At 57.5% G+C, this 21517-nt stretch carries 20 protein-coding genes; 11 read left to right on the forward strand and 9 right to left on the reverse strand.

Annotated elements, in window-relative coordinates:
• Positions 1 to 11: 11 nt before the first annotated feature.
• The 3 genes from QMZ18_RS03330 (at position 12) to QMZ18_RS03340 (ending at position 4007) form a co-directional block, all read left to right on the forward strand.
• Positions 12 to 2729, forward strand: a complete 2718-nt coding sequence (locus tag QMZ18_RS03330; protein ID WP_282604806.1) for an ABC transporter ATP-binding protein — start codon at positions 12 to 14, stop codon at positions 2727 to 2729.
• A gap of 315 nt (positions 2730 to 3044) precedes the next feature.
• Positions 3045 to 3497, forward strand: a complete 453-nt coding sequence (locus QMZ18_RS03335; RefSeq protein WP_282604807.1) for a cyclic nucleotide-binding domain-containing protein — start codon at positions 3045 to 3047, stop codon at positions 3495 to 3497.
• Positions 3498 to 3509: 12 nt separating this feature from the next.
• Positions 3510 to 4007 (forward strand): class I SAM-dependent methyltransferase, encoded by a 498-nt coding sequence (locus tag QMZ18_RS03340; protein ID WP_282604808.1) that lies wholly within the window; start codon positions 3510 to 3512, stop codon positions 4005 to 4007.
• A gap of 101 nt (positions 4008 to 4108) precedes the next feature.
• On the opposite strand, the gene xth is transcribed toward QMZ18_RS03340, so the two are convergent.
• Complete coding sequence (xth, locus tag QMZ18_RS03345) at positions 4109 to 4903, reverse strand: exodeoxyribonuclease III (RefSeq protein ID WP_282604809.1); 795 nt, start codon at positions 4901 to 4903, stop codon at positions 4109 to 4111.
• Between the two features lie 632 nt (positions 4904 to 5535).
• Positions 5536 to 6327, reverse strand: a complete 792-nt coding sequence (locus QMZ18_RS03350) for a gamma-glutamyl-gamma-aminobutyrate hydrolase family protein (protein WP_282604810.1) — start codon at positions 6325 to 6327, stop codon at positions 5536 to 5538.
• A 121-nt stretch (positions 6328 to 6448) separates the two neighbouring features.
• Between QMZ18_RS03350 and QMZ18_RS03355 the strand changes: the two genes are divergently transcribed.
• A complete protein-coding gene (locus QMZ18_RS03355; protein WP_282604811.1) occupies positions 6449 to 7282 on the forward strand; it encodes a sterol desaturase family protein in 834 nt (277 codons plus the stop codon).
• Positions 7283 to 7293: 11 nt separating this feature from the next.
• Here the strand turns inward: QMZ18_RS03355 and QMZ18_RS03360 are convergent, their stop codons facing one another.
• The 7 genes from QMZ18_RS03360 to QMZ18_RS03390 all read right to left on the reverse strand — a co-directional run bounded on the left by QMZ18_RS03360 (position 7294) and on the right by QMZ18_RS03390 (position 15011).
• Entirely contained in the window at positions 7294 to 8100 is an 807-nt protein-coding gene (locus QMZ18_RS03360; protein WP_282604812.1) for an outer membrane lipoprotein carrier protein LolA, read from the reverse strand.
• A gap of 3 nt (positions 8101 to 8103) precedes the next feature.
• Positions 8104 to 10488: a DNA translocase FtsK gene (locus QMZ18_RS03365; protein WP_282604813.1), complete on the reverse strand. Its 2385-nt coding sequence runs from the start codon at positions 10486 to 10488 to the stop codon at positions 8104 to 8106.
• Between the two features lie 122 nt (positions 10489 to 10610).
• Complete coding sequence (locus QMZ18_RS03370) at positions 10611 to 11819, reverse strand: aminotransferase class I/II-fold pyridoxal phosphate-dependent enzyme (protein ID WP_282604814.1); 1209 nt, start codon at positions 11817 to 11819, stop codon at positions 10611 to 10613.
• 321 nt (positions 11820 to 12140) lie between these two features.
• Positions 12141 to 12506, reverse strand: a complete 366-nt coding sequence (locus QMZ18_RS03375) for a VOC family protein (RefSeq protein ID WP_282604815.1) — start codon at positions 12504 to 12506, stop codon at positions 12141 to 12143.
• A gap of 177 nt (positions 12507 to 12683) precedes the next feature.
• On the reverse strand, positions 12684 to 13091 hold the full coding sequence (locus QMZ18_RS03380; RefSeq protein WP_282604816.1) for a hypothetical protein: 408 nt from the start codon (positions 13089 to 13091) through the stop codon (positions 12684 to 12686).
• Positions 13092 to 13280: 189 nt separating this feature from the next.
• Entirely contained in the window at positions 13281 to 14660 is a 1380-nt protein-coding gene (gene amt / locus QMZ18_RS03385; protein ID WP_282604817.1) for an ammonium transporter, read from the reverse strand.
• Between the two features lie 12 nt (positions 14661 to 14672).
• Positions 14673 to 15011, reverse strand: a complete 339-nt coding sequence (locus QMZ18_RS03390; RefSeq protein ID WP_282604818.1) for a P-II family nitrogen regulator — start codon at positions 15009 to 15011, stop codon at positions 14673 to 14675.
• A gap of 377 nt (positions 15012 to 15388) precedes the next feature.
• Between QMZ18_RS03390 and QMZ18_RS03395 the strand changes: the two genes are divergently transcribed.
• The 7 genes from QMZ18_RS03395 (at position 15389) to QMZ18_RS03425 (ending at position 21501) form a co-directional block, all read left to right on the forward strand.
• Positions 15389 to 15715: a hypothetical protein gene (locus QMZ18_RS03395; protein ID WP_282604819.1), complete on the forward strand. Its 327-nt coding sequence runs from the start codon at positions 15389 to 15391 to the stop codon at positions 15713 to 15715.
• A gap of 25 nt (positions 15716 to 15740) precedes the next feature.
• The gene (locus tag QMZ18_RS03400) at positions 15741 to 17099 is read left to right on the forward strand and encodes a UbiH/UbiF/VisC/COQ6 family ubiquinone biosynthesis hydroxylase (RefSeq protein ID WP_282604820.1); all 1359 of its coding nucleotides are present in this window, start codon (positions 15741 to 15743) and stop codon (positions 17097 to 17099) included.
• A 104-nt stretch (positions 17100 to 17203) separates the two neighbouring features.
• Positions 17204 to 17833, forward strand: a complete 630-nt coding sequence (locus QMZ18_RS03405) for a hypothetical protein (protein WP_282604821.1) — start codon at positions 17204 to 17206, stop codon at positions 17831 to 17833.
• Positions 17834 to 18081: 248 nt separating this feature from the next.
• Entirely contained in the window at positions 18082 to 18837 is a 756-nt protein-coding gene (locus QMZ18_RS03410; protein WP_282604822.1) for a hypothetical protein, read from the forward strand.
• Positions 18838 to 18987: 150 nt separating this feature from the next.
• Entirely contained in the window at positions 18988 to 20019 is a 1032-nt protein-coding gene (locus QMZ18_RS03415) for a M48 family metallopeptidase (protein ID WP_282605590.1), read from the forward strand.
• Positions 20020 to 20095: 76 nt separating this feature from the next.
• The gene (locus QMZ18_RS03420; RefSeq protein ID WP_282604823.1) at positions 20096 to 20605 is read left to right on the forward strand and encodes a hypothetical protein; all 510 of its coding nucleotides are present in this window, start codon (positions 20096 to 20098) and stop codon (positions 20603 to 20605) included.
• 83 nt (positions 20606 to 20688) lie between these two features.
• Positions 20689 to 21501, forward strand: coding sequence for a hypothetical protein (locus tag QMZ18_RS03425; RefSeq protein WP_282604824.1), 813 nt, complete (start codon positions 20689 to 20691; stop codon positions 21499 to 21501).
• Positions 21502 to 21517 lie beyond the last annotated feature (16 nt).

Genomic DNA, 21517 nt, shown 5'->3' on the forward strand with positions numbered 1-21517 from the left:
GATCCGGCTTTATGGAACGTAATCTTTTCAAATACGTATGGCGTCATAGCCGCCGTGAGCAGCTTGGCATCCTGCTGTTGGTGTCGATTTCCCTGCCGTTCTATTTTCTGTCGCTCAATCTTCCCAAACAGATCGTCAACGAAGGCATTATCGATGGCTTCGACCTGATCGGAAAATCTGAAACAGAACAGCAAAGAGCGCTGTTCTCGCTCGAATCCCTCGTCGGAAATGAAATCGGGCCTCTGTTCGAAGGCCTGGTGCTTGGGCCCTATGGCTACCTACTGGCCCTTTGCATCGCCTTTCTGGCGCTGGTGATGGTCAATGGCGGCTTTAAGTTTTTCATCAACACTTTCAAGGGTCAGCTCGGCGAACGCATGCTGCGGCGTCTGCGCTTTGAGCTCACCGACCGGGTTTTGCGTTTCCCCATTCCCTTCGTCAAGCGGGTCAAGCAGGCCGAAGTGGCCACCATGATCAAGGATGAAGTGGAGCCGCTGGGCGGTTTCATCGGTGATGCTTTCGTGACGCCCGCGTTTCTGGGCGGCCAGGCGATTACCGCCATGCTGTTCATCATGGTTCAGAATATCTGGCTGGGACTCGTTGCTGCCGGAATCGTGGTGTTTCAGGCGCTCCTGATCCCCAAGCTGCGCAAGCGGATTTTGGATCTGGGGCGGCAGCGGCAGCTGACCGCGCGGAAACTTGCTGGACGAGTCGCGGAAATTGTCGACGGGGCAATAGAGATTCAGGCGCACGACACGACGAATTACGAACGTGCCGACATGACCAAGCGGCTGGGCGAGATTTATCGTATTCGCTTTGAGATCTTTCAGCGCAAGTTCTTCGTCAAGTTCCTGAACAACCTGCTCTCGCAGTTTACGCCCTTCATCTTCTATTCGGCAGGCGGTGTGCTGGTGATCAGCGGCCGTCTCGACGTCGGTGCTCTGGTCGCGGTCATCGCGGCCTATAAGGACCTGCCCGGACCGATTAAGGAGCTGATCGATTGGGATCAGCGCCGGAACGACGTCCAGATCAAGTATGACCAGGTTATCGAGCAATTCCAGCCGCCCATGATTATCGATCCGGAGCTACAGGATCCGGGAGAGGACAGCGGGCCTTCGCTGACCGGTTTGATCGAGGCAAACTCCCTGACTCTGGAAGACGACAACGATACCAAACTGGTCGAGGGCGCCAGCTTCAATTTCGATCTTTCTCACCACATCGCCATTGTCGGACCGAGCGGTAGCGGCAAGGACCATCTGAGCATGATGCTGTCCGGAATGCTGTCGCCCAGTTCGGGCACCATCAAGGTGGGCGGACGGAACCTCCAGGAACTGCCATCGGCGGTGACCGGGCGGCGCCTGTCATATGTCGGTCCCAACACTTACTTTTTCCCGGTTTCGGTACGCGACAACCTGCTTTACGGCCTGAAACACCGCCCCCTGCGCGAACCTGAGTACGACAGCGAGGGACAGGCGAAACAAGCTGCTGATACGGCCGAAGCGTTGCGATCGGGCAACTCGCCGCTGAACTTCGACGCGGATTGGGTGGAATATGCGGCGGCAGGCGCATCGGGACCAGGCGAGATCAGCCGGCACATGATCCAAATCCTGACCGATGTCGGTCTTGAGGAAGACGTTTATCGGCTTGGCCTCAGCGGAACCATTGATGCCGACGCGCATCCCGAAGTCGCGGAAGGAATCTTGACCGCCCGTTCTGCGCTGTCTGATCGTCTGGCGTCGGAAGACGCGGAGGATCTGGTCGTACGCTTCGATCCCGAGGCTTACAACCGGAACGCCACATTGGCGGAAAACCTTCTGTTCGGCACGCCGACAAACCCGATCTACGCTACCGATGTGTTGGCGCAGAGCCCTCTGATGCTGCAGGTCCTGAAGGAGAAGGACCTGACCGGACTTCTTCTCGACATCGGTTACAGCATTGCCAAGACCATGGTCGAAATCTTCGCGGACCTGCCCTCCGGTCATCCCTTCTTCGAGCAGTTCAGCTTTATCGAAGCCGATGATCTACCGGAGTTTACGGCACTGATCGCCCGCGCGGAGAAGACCGGCCGTGGCGAGCTCGGGGAGACGGAAGAGGGCTTGTTGCTGAATCTGCCGTTCAAGTACGTCGAGGAGCGGCATCGCCTTGGGTTGATCGATGGTGATGCGGAGAAGAAACTGATCGCGGGACGTCAGCGTTTTTCCGAACTTCTGATGGAAAAGGATCCGGGTGCGGTTGCCTTTTACCGGCCGGAGTCCTACAACGCGGCCGCTTCGCTGCAGGACAACATTCTATTCGGCAGATTGGCTTACGGACAGGCACAGGCGGCCGAGACCATCGGGCGGGTCATGTCTGAGCTGCTCGATGAACTGGGTCTGCGCGAACGGGTGGTCGAGGCAGGACTGGACTACAACGTCGGTGTTGGGGGCTCTCGTCTTTCTATCGTGCAAAGGCAAAAACTGGGATTTGCCCGCTGCTTGCTGAAGCAGCCGGACATTCTGATCGTCAATGAGGCCGCAGCGGGTATGGACAGTTCGACCCAGACAAAGCTGTTGGAAACCGTGCTGCAGCAGCGCCGGGGCAAGGGCATCGTTTGGACCTTGCAGCATCCCAGGGCCGCGGAGCATTTCGACCATGTGCTGGTCATGCGCGCGGGGCGGATTGCGGAACAGGGAAGCTTTGCTGAACTGACACAGCCCGGTTCAGCGCTCAGCGAGCTGCTCGCGGCGGAGTAAGAGGCACCAATCTGGTCTGGCCCATTGCTTTGGGGCAGGCCTCTGTTTGGCGTAGCAGATGAGTTAAAACCAGGGCGCGAAGTCGTGATTGGTGCAGGGGAACGACAATAACCACCTTAACTGAGGTGGGTGACTCTAGAGCGCGATCGCTCTTGATTGACCATCAAGAGCGTGAATCGCCCTCTAACCTTTTGATGAAGAGGCTGATTCACGTTTGACTTTATACGAAAGTAAAACGATCAGACTCCGGAGCGTGATCGCTCTTGATTGACCGTCAAGAGAGTGTGAAAGCCGCTTAACGATAGGGACAGGAAAATGAGCATCGAGCAGGAAGTCGAAATTCTTCGAAACATTCCGCTTTTCGCAAACGTCGAACCGGCGAAGCTGAAACTCATGGCTTTTGCCAGCGAAAGGATGATGTTCAAACCAGGCCAAGTGCTTTGCAGTCAGGGCGATCCAGGCGACGCGGCCTTTATCCTGATCGATGGACAAGCGAACGTCGAGGTCAATACGCCGGATGGGCCGCTGACGGTCGCAACCATGCAACGTAATGATATTATTGGTGAAATCGCAATTCTCTGCGACGTTCCCCGAACCGCGACCGTCGTCGCCGAGAGTGAATTGGTGACCTTGAAAGTGACCAAGGACCTGTTCTTTCGCATGGTCACCGATTTTCCTGAAATGGGTGTTGAGGTCATGCGGGTATTGGCTCACCGTCTCGAAGCCATGAACGCGCAATTGCTGGCAGCCCGTGCCGGCAACGCTTGAGCAAGAGTAAGAATGAGCCGTTTAGATAGCGTCATCCGCCGGTTGCAGGCGCAGCGTGCCTGCCTCCAATATGGTGTCGAACTTGTACGTGAGCTGTCCGGTCCGGTTTTCGAACTGGGCCTAGGGAATGGACGTACGTACGATCACCTCAGGGAAATTTGTTCCGGATGCGAAATATTCGTGTTTGAACGTAGTGTTGCTGCCCATCCCGATTGTATTCCCGACGATGCCCACCTCTTTCTCGGTGACTTGTCGGAAACCTTGCCGGCGGCGGTTGAACGTTTCCGTGGTCAGGTCCGTCTGATCCATTCGGACATCGGCACGGGAGACCAGGCAAGGAACGCGGAGATTGCCCGTTACATTGCCGGCTTTTTGCCGGATCTCCTCTGTCCTGGCGGCATCATCATCTCGGATCAGGACACGGTTTTTGCCGGTGCGGAGCCCGTTGCACTTCCGGACGACGTCCGCAGCGGCCGCTACTTCATGTACCGGGCAGGACCGACAGGTTAGACGGCAATCCTCGTTCGGGACTGCATCAATCAAGAATTACCACATGTGAACGCGGCCAAAACGCAAGGTTTTGCCGTACGTACGGCTCCGTACGTTTATGGTTAATCGATATCCACCATAATCGGTACGTGATCCGAAGGCTTCTCCCAGGAGCGGCTGTCACGCAGAACAGTCATTGAGGAAATCGAGTCCTCAAGGGGCGGAGTGGCCAATGCATGGTCCAATCGCCACCCGTAGTCCCGCGCGAAGGCTTCTTTGAAACGGTATCCCCACCAGGTGTATAAAGGTTCCGGTAGCGGAACGAAGTGCCGCCCCACATCGATGAAGCTTCCCGCCTTGTGCAGGCGAAGCATATGTTCCGACTCGATAGGAGTATGGCCGACCGATTTTAGTAAGCGCTTGTGATTCCAGACATCCTGCTCAAACGGGGCGACATTCATGTCGCCGACGAGGATTGCCCTGCGCTTAGCCAAACTGTCCTTTTTGGCCCATTTTGCCATCTCGGTTAGAAACTGAAGCTTGTGGGCGAATTTGTCATTTTGTTCTGGATCCGGAACGTTTCCACCCGAGGGAACATAGAAGTTGTGAATCTCGAGGCCGCCGTCGACCGTTACGCTGATATGACGGCAGTCGTCCTTCTTGCACCACACCCGCCTGTCTTCGGCTTCAAAGGGCAGGCGGGACAGGATTGCGACTCCATTGTAGCTCTTTTGTCCATGGACAGAGAGATGCTCGTAACCCATTGACTTTATGGCATCGTACGGGAAGTCGTCGTTCTGAACCTTGGTCTCCTGCAGGCAAACGACCTGAGGCGACTGCTCTTCGGTAATGCGCGCAAGATGGTCCAATCTCTGGCGTAGGGAATTGACGTTCCAGGTGATCAATCGGACGGACATGCTCGCTCCCAGAGTGTTGAGTGACGGGGATTTTGTTACGCTATCGAAACGACCAGCAATATCACGAAGAGACGCTGCTGGATTTAATTCCGGTACCGTAATGATACAACTTGACGTGAGGATCCTTTCCGGAAGGCTAGATCAAACGCCGCTCAATTGGAATCAATTGATTGCGGAACGCCTGTCGAGCCGTTTGCGCCTCCGTATCGCGTACCGGCGCAAAGAAAGGTTTCGTTGTAAGTATCGCGGCAGCGACGCCAAGCAAGACCGGTCCCGGACATCCGGTGTCATAAGTAATCAGCGGGTTAAGGCATTGACAAAATAAAGGAACGCCCGGTCGGGGGGAGAGCCGGGCGTTCCAGTTCTTCGCAGAGATTGGAAAGACGATAGGGGGGAGCTATGTCTTTCCATTCTGGCCGCGTGCCGTACTGGCTGCGGTCTTAGACTAATAGATAGGTCGGATTTCGGAACTTACAATCGGGTTCCGTTATGCATCTTGTGCAAAACCGCCCCGCAAGGGATGCAAGGCAGGAATCCCAAGCCGTTAGTGTCACGAAAAGGATGTCTTTTCCGTCAGTGGCCGCCGAATTCCACGCCAGAGATCACAATTCCGGCAACGTCTCGATCATTGTCTATGCCGACAGAGCCTGCAATGAACCGGCCGCCCGCTTAACGGCGCGTGCCTGAGCGGCCTCGCCGAAAGCTTGGAACAGCTTCACAGAATCCTCATTTTCCATGACCTTGTACTCAGGATGCCATTGGACACCCAGCGCAAAATCGCGTGCGCCGTCTACCTTGATGGATTCCACCGTGTCGTCGTGGGCTCGGGCCTCGATGCTCAGGCCGTCACCCAGGCGGTCGACCGCCTGCCAATGCAGCGAGTTGATCGTGATTTCCCGGGTACCAAGCAGGCTTTCCAGCAGTCCGCCCTCAAGCAGGTGGGCTGGGTGCCGCGGACCATACTGAACATCGGGATCATCGTGCCTGGGTTGGCGATGATCGAACTTCTGGGGCAGCTCGTGGACACGCGCATGCAGCGTGCCGCCGAAGGCCACATTCAGTTCCTGCATGCCGCGGCAGATAGCGAAAAGCGGCAGGCCCTGGCGGATGGCTTCACGGATCATCGGAAGGGTGGTCGCATCGCGCTCAAGATCATGCGGTTCCGCTTCGGGAGTCGCTACGGCACCGTAACGATCCGGATGAACGTTAGAGGGACTGCCGGTCACCAGCAGTCCGTCGAGCCGGGCGACGGCTTGGGGAATATCGATCAGATTGCCCAGCGAAGGCAGCATGACGGGCAGGCCACCGGTTGCCAGAGATATCGCCCGGACATATTTGTCGCCGACGGTGTGAAAGCCTTTACCGTCGTACTCGCGTACACAGGCGGGAACGCCGATCAGAGGAGCATAGGATGATTGAGTCATGTCGGTCAGCTTAGCTGTTCACGCAATGAAGGCAAGGGTTAGGGGAGGGATCAAACAAGCGTGAAGGAGAATTCCTCGACGTCCTCTTGCGAGGTCCGGGCCAGAGGGATACCTAAGAGTTATGGAAGATCTGCAAGCATCCATTCTGACATGGAAAGGTGGCGTCGTCCTGGTGTGGTTCGCCGCCTTTTTCATTGCTGAGCGCTGGAAGCCGGCAGCACGTGAGCAGCCTGAACCGCTGGCGCATGAGGATGCGCGCCCGCTTGGTGCCTGGTCGAGGGTCGGGCGCAACCTGGGCCTCTGGGTCGCCAATGTCGGCTTGTCGCCTCTGGTCGTGGTGCCGCTTACGCTCTGGGCGTCGGAACAGGCCCTGGACTGGCGCCCCCTGTGGTGGTCAGGGCCCGCCGGGTTGCTGCTCGACCTTATGATACTTGATTTTCTGATCTACTGGTGGCATCGCGCCAATCACGAAATCCGGTTTCTTTGGCGGTTTCACGAAATTCACCATCTCGACCGCTTCCTGGATACCTCTTCAGCCTTGCGGTTTCACTTCGGCGAGGTGCTGCTGTCGGCCTGCGCGCGGGCCGCCGTTATTATTCTGCTTGGAATCCCGTTTTTCTCGGTCATTATCTTTGAGATTCTGGTGCTCTTGAGCGCGCTGTTTCACCATTCGAACCTGCGGATCGGCGCAGATACGGAACGCTTGTTGTCACGATTGATCATCACCCCGTCGATCCACTGGGTGCACCATCATGCGGTTCGGCGGGACACGGATTCGAACTACGGCACGATCTTCAGCTTTTGGGATCGTTTGTTCGGTTCCAGCTCCAAGACAGAACGCTGGTCCGACATGCCGATCGGTGTCGAGCGGACCGAAGAGCGTAGGTTCCTTGGACTGTTAATTCGGCCATTTTCAGTCCGGCAAGCTCCGCCTGCTGCGGAAAACCAACTCTAAACTGGCGCGATTTAGCGCCCGCGATTGTCGTTGGCGCCGGGGGTCTCGATCTCCAGATCATCGTATTCGAACACCGAGCTTTCGATCGGAAGATCGTATTCGGCGTTGAAGAGGGAAACCTGTGTTGCGATTCCCTGTGCATCGATCACTTCCCACTTGTGCAGCCGCAAGGGTTTGTCGCTGAAGGTGAGTGTGATGCGGCCGACATCTCCGTTGGAGCTGTCCTGGAGGACCATCGACAGGGTGCCGGCTTCCCGGACGATATCGACGATTTCGATGTCATCCGCCAGTTCGACCTTCTCGCGGATCAGGAACCAAAGCGGGGTTTCCCACAGCGGCAGGAATGTTGCCTGTTTCAGTTCCCGGTCATAGTACAGCAGGGTCAGGCCATTCGCGATCAACAGGGCGGGATGCGGATCGTCGTATTGAAACCGCATTTTTCCAGGCCTCTGGATGTGTACTTCGCCCTCGGCGAAGGATCCGTTTGTTGAGACCTGGATGAAACGGGCGTGGACCGAGGTCAGGCTGTTGAGGTAGCGCTCGATCCGGGCGACGGCGGCGCTGTCGTCCGGTGACAGGGCCGCGACCTGCGCTGGTTCTCCATCGGCCTTGAATTTCCTTGGCCCGGTCCAGTTGATCGCGGGTTTCAGGCCCGGCGGCTGCGCCAAATCGTCCGCTGCTTGGGCGGCCGGTTTTTGCGCCGAATTTAAGGTTGAATTTGATGTCGAATCTTGCGCGGACGCAGTCACCGCAAACGCGGTGCTGCCTGCGGCGGCTGCGATCGCCGAAACCACTGCAGCTCTGATCCAAGTCTTCATTCTTTAATCATCGTGTCCGCCGGCAGTGAGAACTTCACGTTTCCCAACGTGATTAGCCTGGCTTACGACGCCTTCCGCTTCCATCTTTTCAATTATCCGCGCCGCCCGGTTATAGCCGATCTGCAGCTGGCGTTGGATAAAGCTTGTCGAGGCCTTGCGATGTTGGCAGACGATCGCCACTGCCTGATCATAAAGCTCGTCTCCGCTGTTGCCGCCGCCTGGGCCGTCCATGCCGTCGAACGCGGGTTCTTCGTCTTCGGTCACAGACTCGATGTAGGAAGGCTGCCCCTGTCGTTTCAAGCAGGCAACAACATCTTCGACTTCCTGGTCGGTCACCAAAGGCCCGTGAACACGGGCAATCCGGCCGCCCTGGCCCATGTAGAGCATGTCGCCCTGACCCAGCAGCTGTTCGGCGCCCTGCTCACCCAAAATAGTCCGGCTGTCGATCTTGGAGGTCACGTGGAAGCTGATTCGGGTCGGGAAGTTGGCCTTGATGGTACCCGTGATGACGTCGACAGACGGCCGTTGCGTGGCCATGATCAGATGAATACCTGCGGCGCGCGCCATCTGGGCCAGGCGTTGAACGGCGCCTTCGATATCCTTGCCGGCGACCAGCATGAGGTCGGCCATCTCGTCGACCACAACGACGATAAAGGGCAGGGGTTCCGTTTCGAAGGGCTGTTCTTCGTGGATCGGCTGACCTGTGTCGGGGTCGAAACCGGTCTGAACCTTGCGCGTCAGGATCTCGCCTTTTTTCTTCGCCTCTTCCATCTGGGCGTTGTAGCCGTCGATGTTCCGGACGCCGAGGCGCGACATGTTGCGGTAGCGCTCCTCCATCTCCCGGACCGTCCATTTCAGGGCCACAACAGCCTTTTTGGGCTCAGTCACCACAGGGGCAAGGAGGTGCGGAATCCCGTCATAGACGGAAAGCTCAAGCATCTTGGGGTCGATCATGATGAATTTGCACTGATCCGGTGAAAATCGGAACAACAGCGAAAGAATCATCGAATTAACGGCGACCGATTTACCGGAGCCGGTGGTACCCGCGACCAGCAGATGCGGCATGCGTCCGAGATCGGCTATGGTCGGATGCCCGCCGATGTCCTTACCAAGAATCATGGGAAGCTTGCCGCCGGCGCGGTCGAATACATCGGACCCAAGCAGCTCGCGCAAATAGACGGTTTCGCGCAGGGCGTTCGGCAATTCGATGCCGATGACGCTGGACCCGGGTACGACGGCGACGCGCACGGAAATCGCACTCATGGAACGGGCAATATCGTCGGCCAGACCCACGACGCGGCTGGTTTTGGTGCCAGGTGCGGGTTCCAGCTCGTAACGGGTGACCACCGGTCCGGGCCTGACCTTGACGATTTCCCCGCGCACGCCAAAGTCCTGCAGAACCGTCTCCAACATGGCGGCGTTTTTCTTCAGGGCGTCGCGGGTTTGCACGGCGTCCTGAACCGACGGTGGTGTCGACGCGAGCAGTGTAAGCGGCGGAAGCTCGTAATCTCCGTCGGCACCGAAGAGCTTGGGCTGCTGCGCGTCCTGGGCGCGTTTACCCGGTTTGGGGCGCGCTTTGCGCGGTGCGACGAAGTTGAGATCGTCCTCGGTCTCAACCTTAACCTTGGACAAGGGCCTGGTGTCTTCGTCCAGGCTGGGCTCGATCCGCTCTTTACGCTGTGCTTTCCGGCGCGGGGTTTTCGGTCGGCTGACCGCGGTTTCCACTGAATCGTGCGGTTCGTCGGCGCCGTCGCGCCGTCCAAAGTTTTCGGCAAAGCCCGACAGGCTGCGTCGCGCGGCGGCCCATTCATGGCGTTTGAGCCCCAGGGCGTAGAGCAGGGCCGAGGCCCCAAGCAACAGCGCAGGAACGGCCACAATCCAGGCGGCAACGCCGATCAATTGGGAAAGCGTGTCGAGGATGATACTGCCAAGCACACCGCCTAAACCGGCATTTTCAACCAGCCAGCCCTCAGGTTGAGGCAAAACCGCCAGTCCCACTGCGAAGACAATGAGTCCGGCCACCAGCGCGCCGAGGCGCAGCCACCAGTGCGCCAGCGTGTGATCGCGGAACAGACGCCAGGACCAGCCGCCCAAGACGGGCGTCACCATAAAACAGCTCAAACCCAGGATCGGTAACAGGGTTCCCACGAGACTGGCGCCGGGCCAGCCCAGTAAATTGGTGACGGGGCCATCGGTCGCGTGATTGGGCGAGGGATCCATCGGATTAAAGGTCAGCAATGCAGCCAGAGCCGCTAAGGCGATGGCGAGCAGGATCAGGCCCAGCGCTTCAATCAGGCGCCGGCGCATGAAGTCTCCACTGCCTTCAGGCAGAAAGTGTGACCGCTCGTCACGTCCCGACCGGCTGATTGCGCTCTCCCGTGCCGCCATCTTCGACCCTGTCTCCTTTCCTGGGATTTACCGTTCTCGGTTGCTACGTCTTGGCTGAAAGGCTCAAGATCCTAAAGATCTTTCACGAACAGCGATGTGAAGATTCTGTCAATCCGAAGGGTTTACAAGATCTCGACTATCCGGCCAAGGGCGGCTTTTGTGACCTCGGCGTCGAATACCAGTGCGATTCTAATATACTTTTCGCCTGGATTATAACCCTCACTGTCCGCAACAGACATATAGGCGCCAGGAAGCACTTTAATCCCGGCTTCCCGCCACAATTTCTGAGCCGCAGCTTCGCCGTCGCCGACATCCAGCCAGAGAAAGAAGCCGCCGTCCGGGACGCTGAATCCAAAACGATTGCCCAGAACCTGCCGCGCAATTTCAAAATTCCCGCGATAAAAGCTCCGCACCGCCTCGACATGCTCTTCGTCATTCCAGAGCCGGGTTCCCGCCGCCATAACAGGCAGCGGCACGCCCGCACCGCCGACCCGCAGGATTGCATCCAGGCCGTCGATCACCTTCGCATCTCCCGCAGCAAATCCGCAGCGCAGGCCTGCAGCGTTGGAGCGCTTTGAAAGAGAATGAAAAATCAGAAGGTTATCCAAAGATCCGCCGAGCTCTCCAACAATGTCGAGCGCGCCTGGCGGCGGTGAATGTGTATAGATCTCGGCATAGCACTCGTCGAAGGCAACTACGAAGTCGTGCTTGCGGGCCAGCACGAGCAGGTCCTTGAGCTGCCGCCGGCTGGCGGCGGCCCCTTGCGGATTGGAGGGCGAGCAGAGAATACAAAGCGATGTGCGCGCTAAAACCTCTTCCGGCACGGCATGATAATCCGGCAGGAAACCGGTTTCACTCGTGGTGGGCAGGAAAACGGGTTCCGCGCCCGCCGCCACCGCTGCGCCCGCATAGACATGGTAGAAGGGATTGGGGATCAGGACCACGGGCGGGGCTGCGTCCCCGTCTCTCGGAGATTGAGGCACCGTTGCCAGGGTTGCAAAAAACAAACCCTCGCGGGAGCCGGGCAGCGGCAGAATGTGGCGCTGCGGATCGATGAGGCCCGGCGCGACGTCATAGCGCCGTTCGAGCCAGGCGCTGCAGGCCTCCAGGAAGGCCCGGGTGCCGCGCGCCGGCGGATAACGGGACCAGTCGCCGGCGTTGGCGGCGATTTCCTCGGCGACGAAGGCCGGTGGCTGGCCTTTCGGCTCTCCCACGGATAGCGCAAGTGGTATCGAAGCACCAAGCGGTGCAGGCCCTGCCGGGATTCCCTCCAGCAAACGGGTCAAACGGGAGAAGGGATGAAAAGCCTGCAGGTTTTGTCGATCGATCACGCGTGTCGTTCCAGTCTCTCGGGCGAATTTGGATTGCTGACTTTAGAGCGGATGAAGCTTAGTCAGAACCGCCTTGTGGTTACGATCTATCATGACTTTCCTCTCTAAACCTCTCCGTTAGAGCTGATGCTCCGGGTCACTGGACCGTCTGAGGCTGTTCCATGCGACCAGAAGCTGCTCTAAGGATCGCGAGTCTAGCGGCGGAGGAATCCGCCTGGCAAGGAAAGGCTGGCGTATCGCGCCTGTTTCACGCTTGATTTTCCGGTGTTTCCCCCTTTGATTCCCTCTTTGATTCTGGGCGCAGCGTTCAATAGGCCGGTTTTAGGCCGCTTCAAACAGCTCGATCGGATTTCCAGAGGGATCTTCGCAAAGGATCTGGCGTCCCCCCGGTCCGGTGAGGATGTCGTTGCGGAAGGCCACACCCTTGTCACGCAATTCAGAGGTGACCTTATCCAGATTCTCGACCTGAACAACGATCCGAGCCCAGCCGCCGGGTTGCGGCTGTGCGCCGTCGGGCATAGGTTTGCTCGCGGAGGCCTGCGGACCTGCGAGCCAAAGCCGGAGGTCATCCTGCCGCAGAATTGCCATGGCAGGCCCAAACTGCTGGAGAAGCTCAAAACCGAGATGCTCTGTGTAGAACGCGATGGCCTGATCGACGTCGGCGACGATGTAACGAACCTGAGCCATGATTCCCTCCGTGTTGATTGGTGCTGGAGCAGACCCGGGTTAGATGGAACCGCAACTGTCGGCCCGCCGGCCCGGCGAATCTATCCTGATCATACGACAGAGAACGGGTCATCTTTAAGGGGATTGCTGGCCAAAGGGAGGGGGCTGTTAAGCGTGGCGTCAGCAGCCCGCCGTTTTTCACCAAAAGAACCAGCGGAGCGTGGTTACGATGCCGACAAGCATCATGATCGAAAGAAACATCACCACCCCGACAACACAAAAGAACTCAAAGCCAGCCATCGCAGGGTAGCCTTTATCCCGGTCCAGGCGGTGGGCTGGGTCAGACCAACTTTCCTCTGCGCGGGAACGATTGCCTGCCGTCGGACCACTGGCGACATTTGCCGGGTCAGGTTTACCGCCGGTTTCAAAGGATACCAACGCGGATTTTATCATTGTAAGCCCGAACTTTAGGTAGCCTTGTTCCGTCGTCGTGTCGTTCGACCCTACAGGGTGACCGCCGTATTGCGCCTGTAATGCCCCGGCTTTGTCATTTGAGACCAAGCCTTCGAGCTCCTCGACGAGTTCCTTGATGCGCTCTCGATCCATTGGGGAATCATCCGCCTGCTGTCGCTTTGCGACGACCGTGAATTGAAGAAGACCGCACGATAGCTTCATCCCAGGAGGTTGGATCGAGTCAAAAAAAAGGCCCGGCATTCAGCGGCCGGGCCAGGGTGTTGACGGGGGAATCACCGCCAACGCACAATTGCATGCTCACCGCTGTCGGTGAGCGCTTTTTCAGAACGCCTGGGATCCCTGACCGAATTCCGGATAGGCCTCCAGACCAAGTTCGGCTTTATCAAGACCGATTTCCTCTTCCTCGTCGGTCACCCGGATACCCATGGCCGTCTTCAGGGCGAACCAGACGATCAGGCTGGTGAGAAAGACGAAGGCGCCGATTGCGACAATGCCGGTGATCTGCGTGCCGATGTTCGCACTCCCGAAAATGCCAACACAGAGCGTACCCCAGATACCGGCACAGAGATGGACCGGAATGGCGCCGACCACATCGTCGATTTTCAGTCTATCGAGCATGGGAACCGCGATGACCACAATGGCACCACCGACGCCACCGATAATCAGGGCATAGACGTGGTTCTGCAGGTCGGGGCCGGCGGTGATGGAGACGAGACCGGCGAGCGCCCCGTTCAGGGTCATGGTCAGATCCATCTTCTTGTACAGGATCTGGGTCAGGAGCATTGCGGCGACCACGCCTGCGGCGGCGGCCATGGTCGTGTTGACGTAGACAATTGCAATGGCTGCAGCGTCCAGAGCCGAGCCCAGGGCCAGCTGCGAACCGCCGTTAAATCCAAACCAGCCGAGCCACAGGATAAAGGTGCCCAGGGTCGCAAGCGGCAGGTTCGCGCCAGGCAGGGGATTAACCCGTCCGTCCGGGCCGTATTTGCCCCGGCGCGCACCCAGAACCAGCACACCCGCAAGGGCGGCCCAGCCACCAACGGAGTGGACAATGGTGGAACCGGCAAAATCGGAAAAGCCCATTGTCGTCAGCCAGCCCTGGCCCCAGGTCCAGGAAGCCTGGATCGGGTAGATAAAGGCCGCGAGGATGATGGTGAAGATCATGAAGGGCCAGACCTTGATGCGCTCGGCGAGCGTTCCAGACACGATTGAAGCTGTTGTAGCGACGAAGACCATCTGGAAGAACCAGTCGGACATGACCGAATAACCGTTGCTCGTCACCGCGCCGACCAGAGCCTCGGTCGCTTCTTCGGCACCCAGGAGATCCAATTCAGCCTGGCTGGAGTTATAGAGGAAGCCGAAAGAGCCGATAAAGCCATCCGACGGCACATCGACATACATCAGATTGTAGCCGATCAGATAGTAGGCGATGCCCGCGAAGGAATAGAGCGCGATGTTCTTCAGGCAGATTGCAGCGGTGTTTTTAGTGCGGACCAGGCCAGATTCCAGCATGGCGAATCCGGCGGCCATCCACATGACCAGCGCGCCGTGGATCAGGAAGGAAAAGGTGTTGAAGATAAATGCGGTTTCTTCCGAGACGGCAGCCTGCGCCGCGTTGCTCAGGACGAGCGTTGTAGCGGCGGCAAGGCCGGTCAAAACCAGAAATTTGCGCCCTGGAGTTGGGAGTGTGAAGAGTTTCATCGAATAGGCCTCCTAAAGCGCCTCTGCATTGGTTTCGCCGGTTCTGATCCGGACTGTTTGAAGGACATCGAGGACAAAGATCTTGCCGTCGCCGATGCGCCCGGTATTTGCCGACTGTTGAACCGTCTCGACGACCTGTTCGACCCTCTCGTCGTTGACGGCGATATCGACCTTGACCTTGGGCAAAAAATTGATCGCGTATTCCGCGCCTCGGTAGATCTCGGTTTGCCCTTTCTGGCGGCCGTAGCCCTTCACTTCGCTGACCGTAAGCCCCTCGACGCCAATGGCGGTGAGTGCTTGTCGGACGTCGTCGAGTTTGAAGGGTTTGATGATGGCTGAGACCATCTTCATATCAGTGTTCTCCCCGTCGTTTTGCCTGTCTCCCGCGTGGCCCGGAGGCAACGCACAACCCCTGTTATCTCAAGAAGCGTGCCAACTAGAGTGCACTGCACAAAAAGCCTGTGAATCCGGTCGCTTCAGGCCTGTGAGGCCGGACCCCTCTTTGCAGACTCTCTGAATATAAATGCCTAATAATTAGGCATGAATAGGGTAATGATCAATAATTAGGCATTAACGACTCTCGGCCGGCTGACTTTCGGCCCAGAGCCTCGTAGGAGCTACCATTGCGCCGAAGGAGGTTCCTGCGGCCTTTCGTCCATCGCCGCCGCGTTAACGTCCTGCTAAAGTGGGTTCCGCTGCATCCCAAGATGTTACGAGCGCTTCAAGTCATGAAAGAATCTGCAGCCGGATCCGTTTTGGTCTTCGCGTCTCTTGGCCATGCCCTGTTTCATGGGCTTGTGGCGCTGTTCCTGACGCTTGTTCTGGTCCTGGAAGCGATTTGGCAAGGCCCCTCCGACGAATTGCTCGGTCCTTGGACACGCGGTGCCTTCGCCTCGCTGATCGCGCAGCTTGTTTTAACCCGGCGGCGGGTTCTGTCTCTTGTTCTACATTCCGGCGGCCCTGGTGACCCTGGTGTTCTCGGTTGCGCTATTTCTGCCGTCGGGAGCCTGCTCGAGCGTTGCAGCAGCGGGTGTCTGACAGAGAAGCTTTCGTAAGGAGGCTGGCCGAAGGGCGGCGAATATGGGAAAGAAGATTGCAGAGATGACGGAGACAGGTGTGGTGACAGTAAAATCCAGTGACTCCGGGAGGGCTGCTTCCGAGGTCGGTGCCTCCGATGGGACAACACAGCACTTTGAAATTCTGGTCGTTGGCGGCGGCCTGGCCGGGCTTTCCATGAGCGCTGCGCTGGCGAGTGCGGGTATCGCCGTTGCCGTGGTCGATCGTGACGATCCGGAGAACATGATCTCGGTGCCCTACGACGGCCGGTCCTCTGCCCTTGCCCGCGGATCCCAGCAGATGCTGGCTGCGATCGGCGTCTGGCCGCATATGGCCGCAGCCGCCCAGCCGATCCTGGATATCAGGGTGTCGGACGGAAAAATCGGCAGGGCCACATCCAGGCTGTTTCTGCATTATGATCATCAGGATGTCTCCGGCGAACCGCTTGGGTACATTGTCGAGAACCGTGCGACGCGCCTGGCATTTCAGGCTCATCTGCCGACGCTGCCGACGCTCACGCGATTCGCCCCAAACGAACTGTCGGAACTGCAACGCGGCGCAGACGGCATGCCGGGGGCAAACCGGGTTCGGGCTGTTCTCAAGGACGGCCAGGTGCTCACGGCGGAACTGGTGATCGCCGCGGACGGCCGCAATTCGACGCTGCGGCGAGAGGCTGGTATTCGCTCTACCAATTGGGACTATCCCCAATGCGGCATCGTGGGCACGGTACATCACGAACGGCCTCACGAAGGGGTCGCACATGAACATTTTCTGCCGGCCGGGCCCTTTGCGTTGTTGCCCATGACCGACGGCGAAAAGGGCGAATACCGCTCGTCGCTGGTCTGGACCGAATCCCGAGCCTTGACGCCGCACATGCTCGCGCTGGATGAAGCGGCGTTCTGCGCGGAGATGCAACGCCGTTTCGGCGACAGCCTGGGCAGGCTGCGGATGCCGGGCAAGCGCTGGTCCTATCCTCTGTCCCTGATGCATGCGGAACGCTACAGCGACCATCGATTGGCGCTGATCGGCGATGCGGCCCACGCCATTCATCCGATTTCGGGTCAGGGCTTCAATCTCGGCCTCAAGGATGTCGCCGCTCTTTCGGAGTGCATTGTCGACGCCCGCCGGCTGGGACTTGATATCGGCTCGCCGCAGGTGCTGGAACGCTATGAGCGTTGGCGCCGGTTCGACAACATGGCCCTGATCGCCACCACAGATGGGTTGAACCGCCTGTTTTCCAACGACCTGCCGCCGGTCCGGCTGGCGCGTGACCTCGGTCTGGCGGCGGTCAACCGCATGCCGGGCCTAAAACGCTTTTTCATGAGCCATGCCATGGGGCTGGTCGGTGACCTCCCGCGCCTGATCCAGGGGCGGCCCTTGTGATTCCGGCTTTCGGCGAAGACTCGGTGAGGCTGTCCGTTGCAGCGAGATTTTGCCGTTTCCTGACTGTCCTATTGCTTGCTGGCACTGCTTCAGCTGCGAGTGCGATGGCCCAGGAGCAGGGCGATTCGGTGGTTCTGCAGGGCGGCGGGGGCGAGGTCTATATCGGCGGACTGCCGCCTGGATGGGCTGCCGCTGCCCGGGTCGAGGGCATGCCGGTCGATTTCGCCGCCTGGACACCGCGGGGGCAGACCAGCAGCGACTGGAAGGAGATGATTGCCGCGCAGCTCTTTTCAGGACTGGGCGGCCGTGAGCCCGCCGCGTTTCTCGATCGTGTCACGGCCGGTTACGATCAGGCCTGCGATTCCATCTCGACCACGTCGATCAAGCCGGTTCCCGTAAACGGCTTGCCCTCTGCCTTCCGCGCAATCGCCTGCAGCCACAATTCGGCCAGCGGCTTTGGCGAGGTCGTGTTGCTGCGGGTCGTCACCGGCCGCAACGCGCTTTATCTGATGGAGCGGATTTACCGCACCGAACCCTTCGCCCCGGGCACGATCCCCTTCGACAACGGTTTCCTGGCTCAGGGCAAAACGAGCCTTGAGTTGGGGCTTGCCTGTCAGCGAGCGGTCGGCGTTGAACAAACGGCGACCGCCTCGCCCTGCCCGGAAGGCTGGAAACCCGCACTCGATGGCTTGGTTGAAGGGCAGGCAGTCACGGTCTTTCCGGCTGGGGAATAGGGCGTTTCAGCTTCGGCGCGAGAATCCTGGCGTTTTCATTCTGAATTCCGATTGGCCGGTAGTTAGCCACTGATCACGTAAATATCCGGACTTCTTGCAGTCTAGGTTGCGAAGTCATACCGCTGGTTGCTGAGCGCCTACTTCTTGTCGCTCTGGTGTCAATATTCAAAAAATCTATGGTTAATCAGTTGCGTAATCGGAAATTTCCGTTCTATGTTTTTACAAGCATGCGAGGAATGGGGATTTAAATGACAACTTTTGGTATTCGTGCCGCAGGCAGCGGCGGCGCTTCTTCTGTGTTTTCGATTGGCCGTCTCTTCGCCGTTCTGATGGCGGCGTTGTTTATCTCAGGCTGTGCGCAGACCAGGAGCCAGCTTACAACAGAGGGCGCACCAGTTGTTGGATCCGCGCCAAAGGTTTTGATGATGAAAGCAGACGTCGAGATCTCGGTCCTGACGGCTGCGGGCTTGGAAGAACCCAACGCGGAATGGACGGAACAGGCAAAATCTCATCTAGATGGCTCGCTATCGGAAGTTCTCGGAGGAAAGTCGGTCACGATGATTCCCTACGAACCGGTCGGCGGCGTTGGGCCTGAAAGCCTCAATGAAGCGCAAATACTTAAGCTACACGAAGCGGTCGGAGCGTCGGTTCTTCTGCATAAATATGTTCCTGGGTTGGCATTGCCCACAAAGCAGAACAGGTTCGACTGGACGATGGGCGAGGCAATCGCTCCTTTGAGGGCAAAGTATGACGCTGATTACGTCATGTTCCTGTTCCTGCGTGACAGTTTCTCGAGCGCTGGCCGTGTGGCTGCAAATGTTGTTTTTGTGCTCTTGGGCGCTGGCGCTCACGGTGGTCAACAAGTCGGATATGCGTCTCTCGTCGATATGAAGACTGGCAACGTTGTGTGGTTTAACTTCCTGCATAGTACGACAGGAGATCTCCGAAAAGAGGAGGGCTCGCGGCTCGCAATCAGAAACCTGCTCGACGAAGCGCCTCTCTAAGAGATGTTTAGTGTTAGACACTATGTTCTTTTGATGGCTGTTGCCTTCGGGCTTTCGGCCTGCGGTACAACGAAGGGATCGACAGGCCCTGTCACACCCATAGCGCCGGGTGAGCGGCCTGAACTACATACCGACGAGGCTGGCCTGTGGATGCAAGTGGAACAGGCTGAGGCGGAGCTGAAAACATCAGGCCGGGTTGTCTACGATCCCGAATTGAACAAATACGTTGGGGAAATGGTGTGCCGGCTCGCAGCCGAATACTGCCAGGATGTCCGGGTCTATGTGGTCAATGCTGCCGGCTTTAACGCGAGCATGTCGCCGAATGGCGCCATGCATGTCTGGACCGGCCTTCTGTTGAGAGTCGAAAACGAAGCACAGCTCGCAAACGTCTTAGCGCACGAGTTGGCGCACTACCGCCAGCGTCATTCGCTTCAACGGTGGCGTGATATTCGGGCTAAGACTGACGGTCTTGTGTTCTTTCAAATTGCAACGGCGATGGTTGGAGCTGCGCCCATCGGCGCGCTTGCGTCGCTGGCTGCTCTTGACAGCATTTACGGATTTTCGCGAGATCAAGAGCGAGAAGCCGATGATCTGGGGTTCGATAGCCTGACGGCAGCGGGCTACGACCCCAGAGAGGCGCCGCGGGTTTGGGAGTTTATGATTGAGGAGAAAGAAGCTTCTGACGCTCCTAAAAGGACTTTCTTCTTCTCGACACATCCGCAAAGTGAGGAACGGCAAGAAACGCTGGCAAAAAAGGTTGATGAACTCGGGGATTTGACTGACAGCCTCATCCTCGGTGAAGAAAGGTTTCGCGCTCAAACGCTTCGCTTCAGGTCTGCGTGGCTCGCACAAGAGATCAAGGTCGGCGACTTCGGTCGAGGCATTGCGATGGTCGAACGCTTATTGAAGCGTGATCCAGATGCTGGCGAACTCCACTTTGCAAAGGGAGAGCTTCTCCGTCGTCGAGGTGGCGACGGAGATTATGATGATGCCGTGTCGGCCTACGAGCAGGCAATGAAAGCCATCGACTATCCCGCTAGCGTGCATAGATCGCTTGCTCTTGTTCAGTGGTCGCAGGGAAAAGATGCACAAGCCGCGGCAGCATTCCATGATTATCTTGAGAAAAAACCGGACGCCGATGATCGCCTGATTATCGAAAGTTATATAAGCCAGTTGAAATGAGGTTCGACGAGCGATGAAACGCCTTTTTATTCTAATTCCGCTTTTGATGTTTGTAGCAAGCTGCACGCACATCAAGATGATCGATCCCAAGCCTCAGGAAATCGGGAAGGCCTATCAGGTGAACCCGACAAAACAATGGAATGGACTCAATAAATCGAGCTTCCAGACCGTCGCTGAGCAATGGACAAAAGACGGTCCACTTTTGAACGGTATGAACTTTTGGCACGATATTTCAAAGGATGATGCTCTGTATGAAGAGCGCGGGGTCGAATATCCAAAGTTTCGAGAAGACATGCGGGCTACGGAAGTCATGGAGTTCTTTGTCAGTTCTGGAACCAAATCCGGTGCTGTAAACATTGAAGCGTCCAACCTCAGGCCTGCCAAATTTGGCAATGCCGAGGGCTTTCGGTTCGAATATACCTATGCAACCGGCGATGGTCTGAAGATGCGCGGTATGGTGCTTGCTGCAGTCATCGATCAGAAACTTCAGATGATCTCTTACTGGGCGACGGACGCTCATTACTACGAAAAAAATGCCAAAGAGGCTGAAAAGATCTTTGAGACGATTGAGCTGACTTCATCCTGAACCATCAGTTCAAAGTTCTGTGTAGCCTTTAACCTTCTGAGTTTTCTGATTCTTTGAGTGCATTGGTGGCGAGGAGAATAATATTGTCTGTAAAGGCGAATGGTGGATTGGGCAGTTTGAATTACGTGCCCTCTGTTGGCCGGATTATTGCCGTGATGACGGCTGCTTTGTTTATCTCCGGCTGTGTATCGCAACGTGCGCTGGAGGAACCTGAAGCAAAGCTCCATATCCAGAATACGCCGAAGTACGAGAAGAGCGCGGACGGCGGTACTCAGCTGGCTCGTCAGAAAAAGAACGAGGCGATTGATCTTTCGACGAAGGCCATCGTTGTGATGCGGGGTGAATTGCTGGCGCCAAGCGACTTTGAGTACAAGGCCATCAGCATAAACTTCTCCACGCAGGATATAGATTCGCTTAACAGCGGTAGAGACTCGTCGACCGACAGGATTGCATATCTGTCTGCGACCAACAGTTTCTATGCTGTTCTGGTCGAGCCTGGCACCTACCGCTATGCGTGGAATGAGCTGGGCAATCCTGCCTGGATTATTTCGCGCTATTCACCGACAAAACTCATAGAATTCACGGTCGAAGCGGGCGAAGCGCTCTATGTCGGTGACCTAAAAGTCATTCTCCCCGAGGTCAGTGTTTACCGGCAAGATACGCTCTTGGGCGGGAAGGGCGCAAAGATCGCGCCGGGATTCACGGACTACCGTTTCAAAGTCAAGCAAGACGAAAATGCTGCAAGACAGTTCTATGAAGGGCTGGCAATTGACGATAAACCGCCCCTTCAAGTTCGGCCTATGAGCAACAATCCCATGCCCAGGATCCGTCGATACTCAAATCCTAAGTGCAATGGCCTTTGGTACATCGCCTACACAAGCCGTGGCATCTGCTGATAGAGCCGACGTCATC

The sequence above is a fragment of the Pelagibius sp. Alg239-R121 genome (genome assembly GCF_947331435.1).
Lineage (GTDB): Bacteria > Pseudomonadota > Alphaproteobacteria > Kiloniellales > Kiloniellaceae > Denitrobaculum.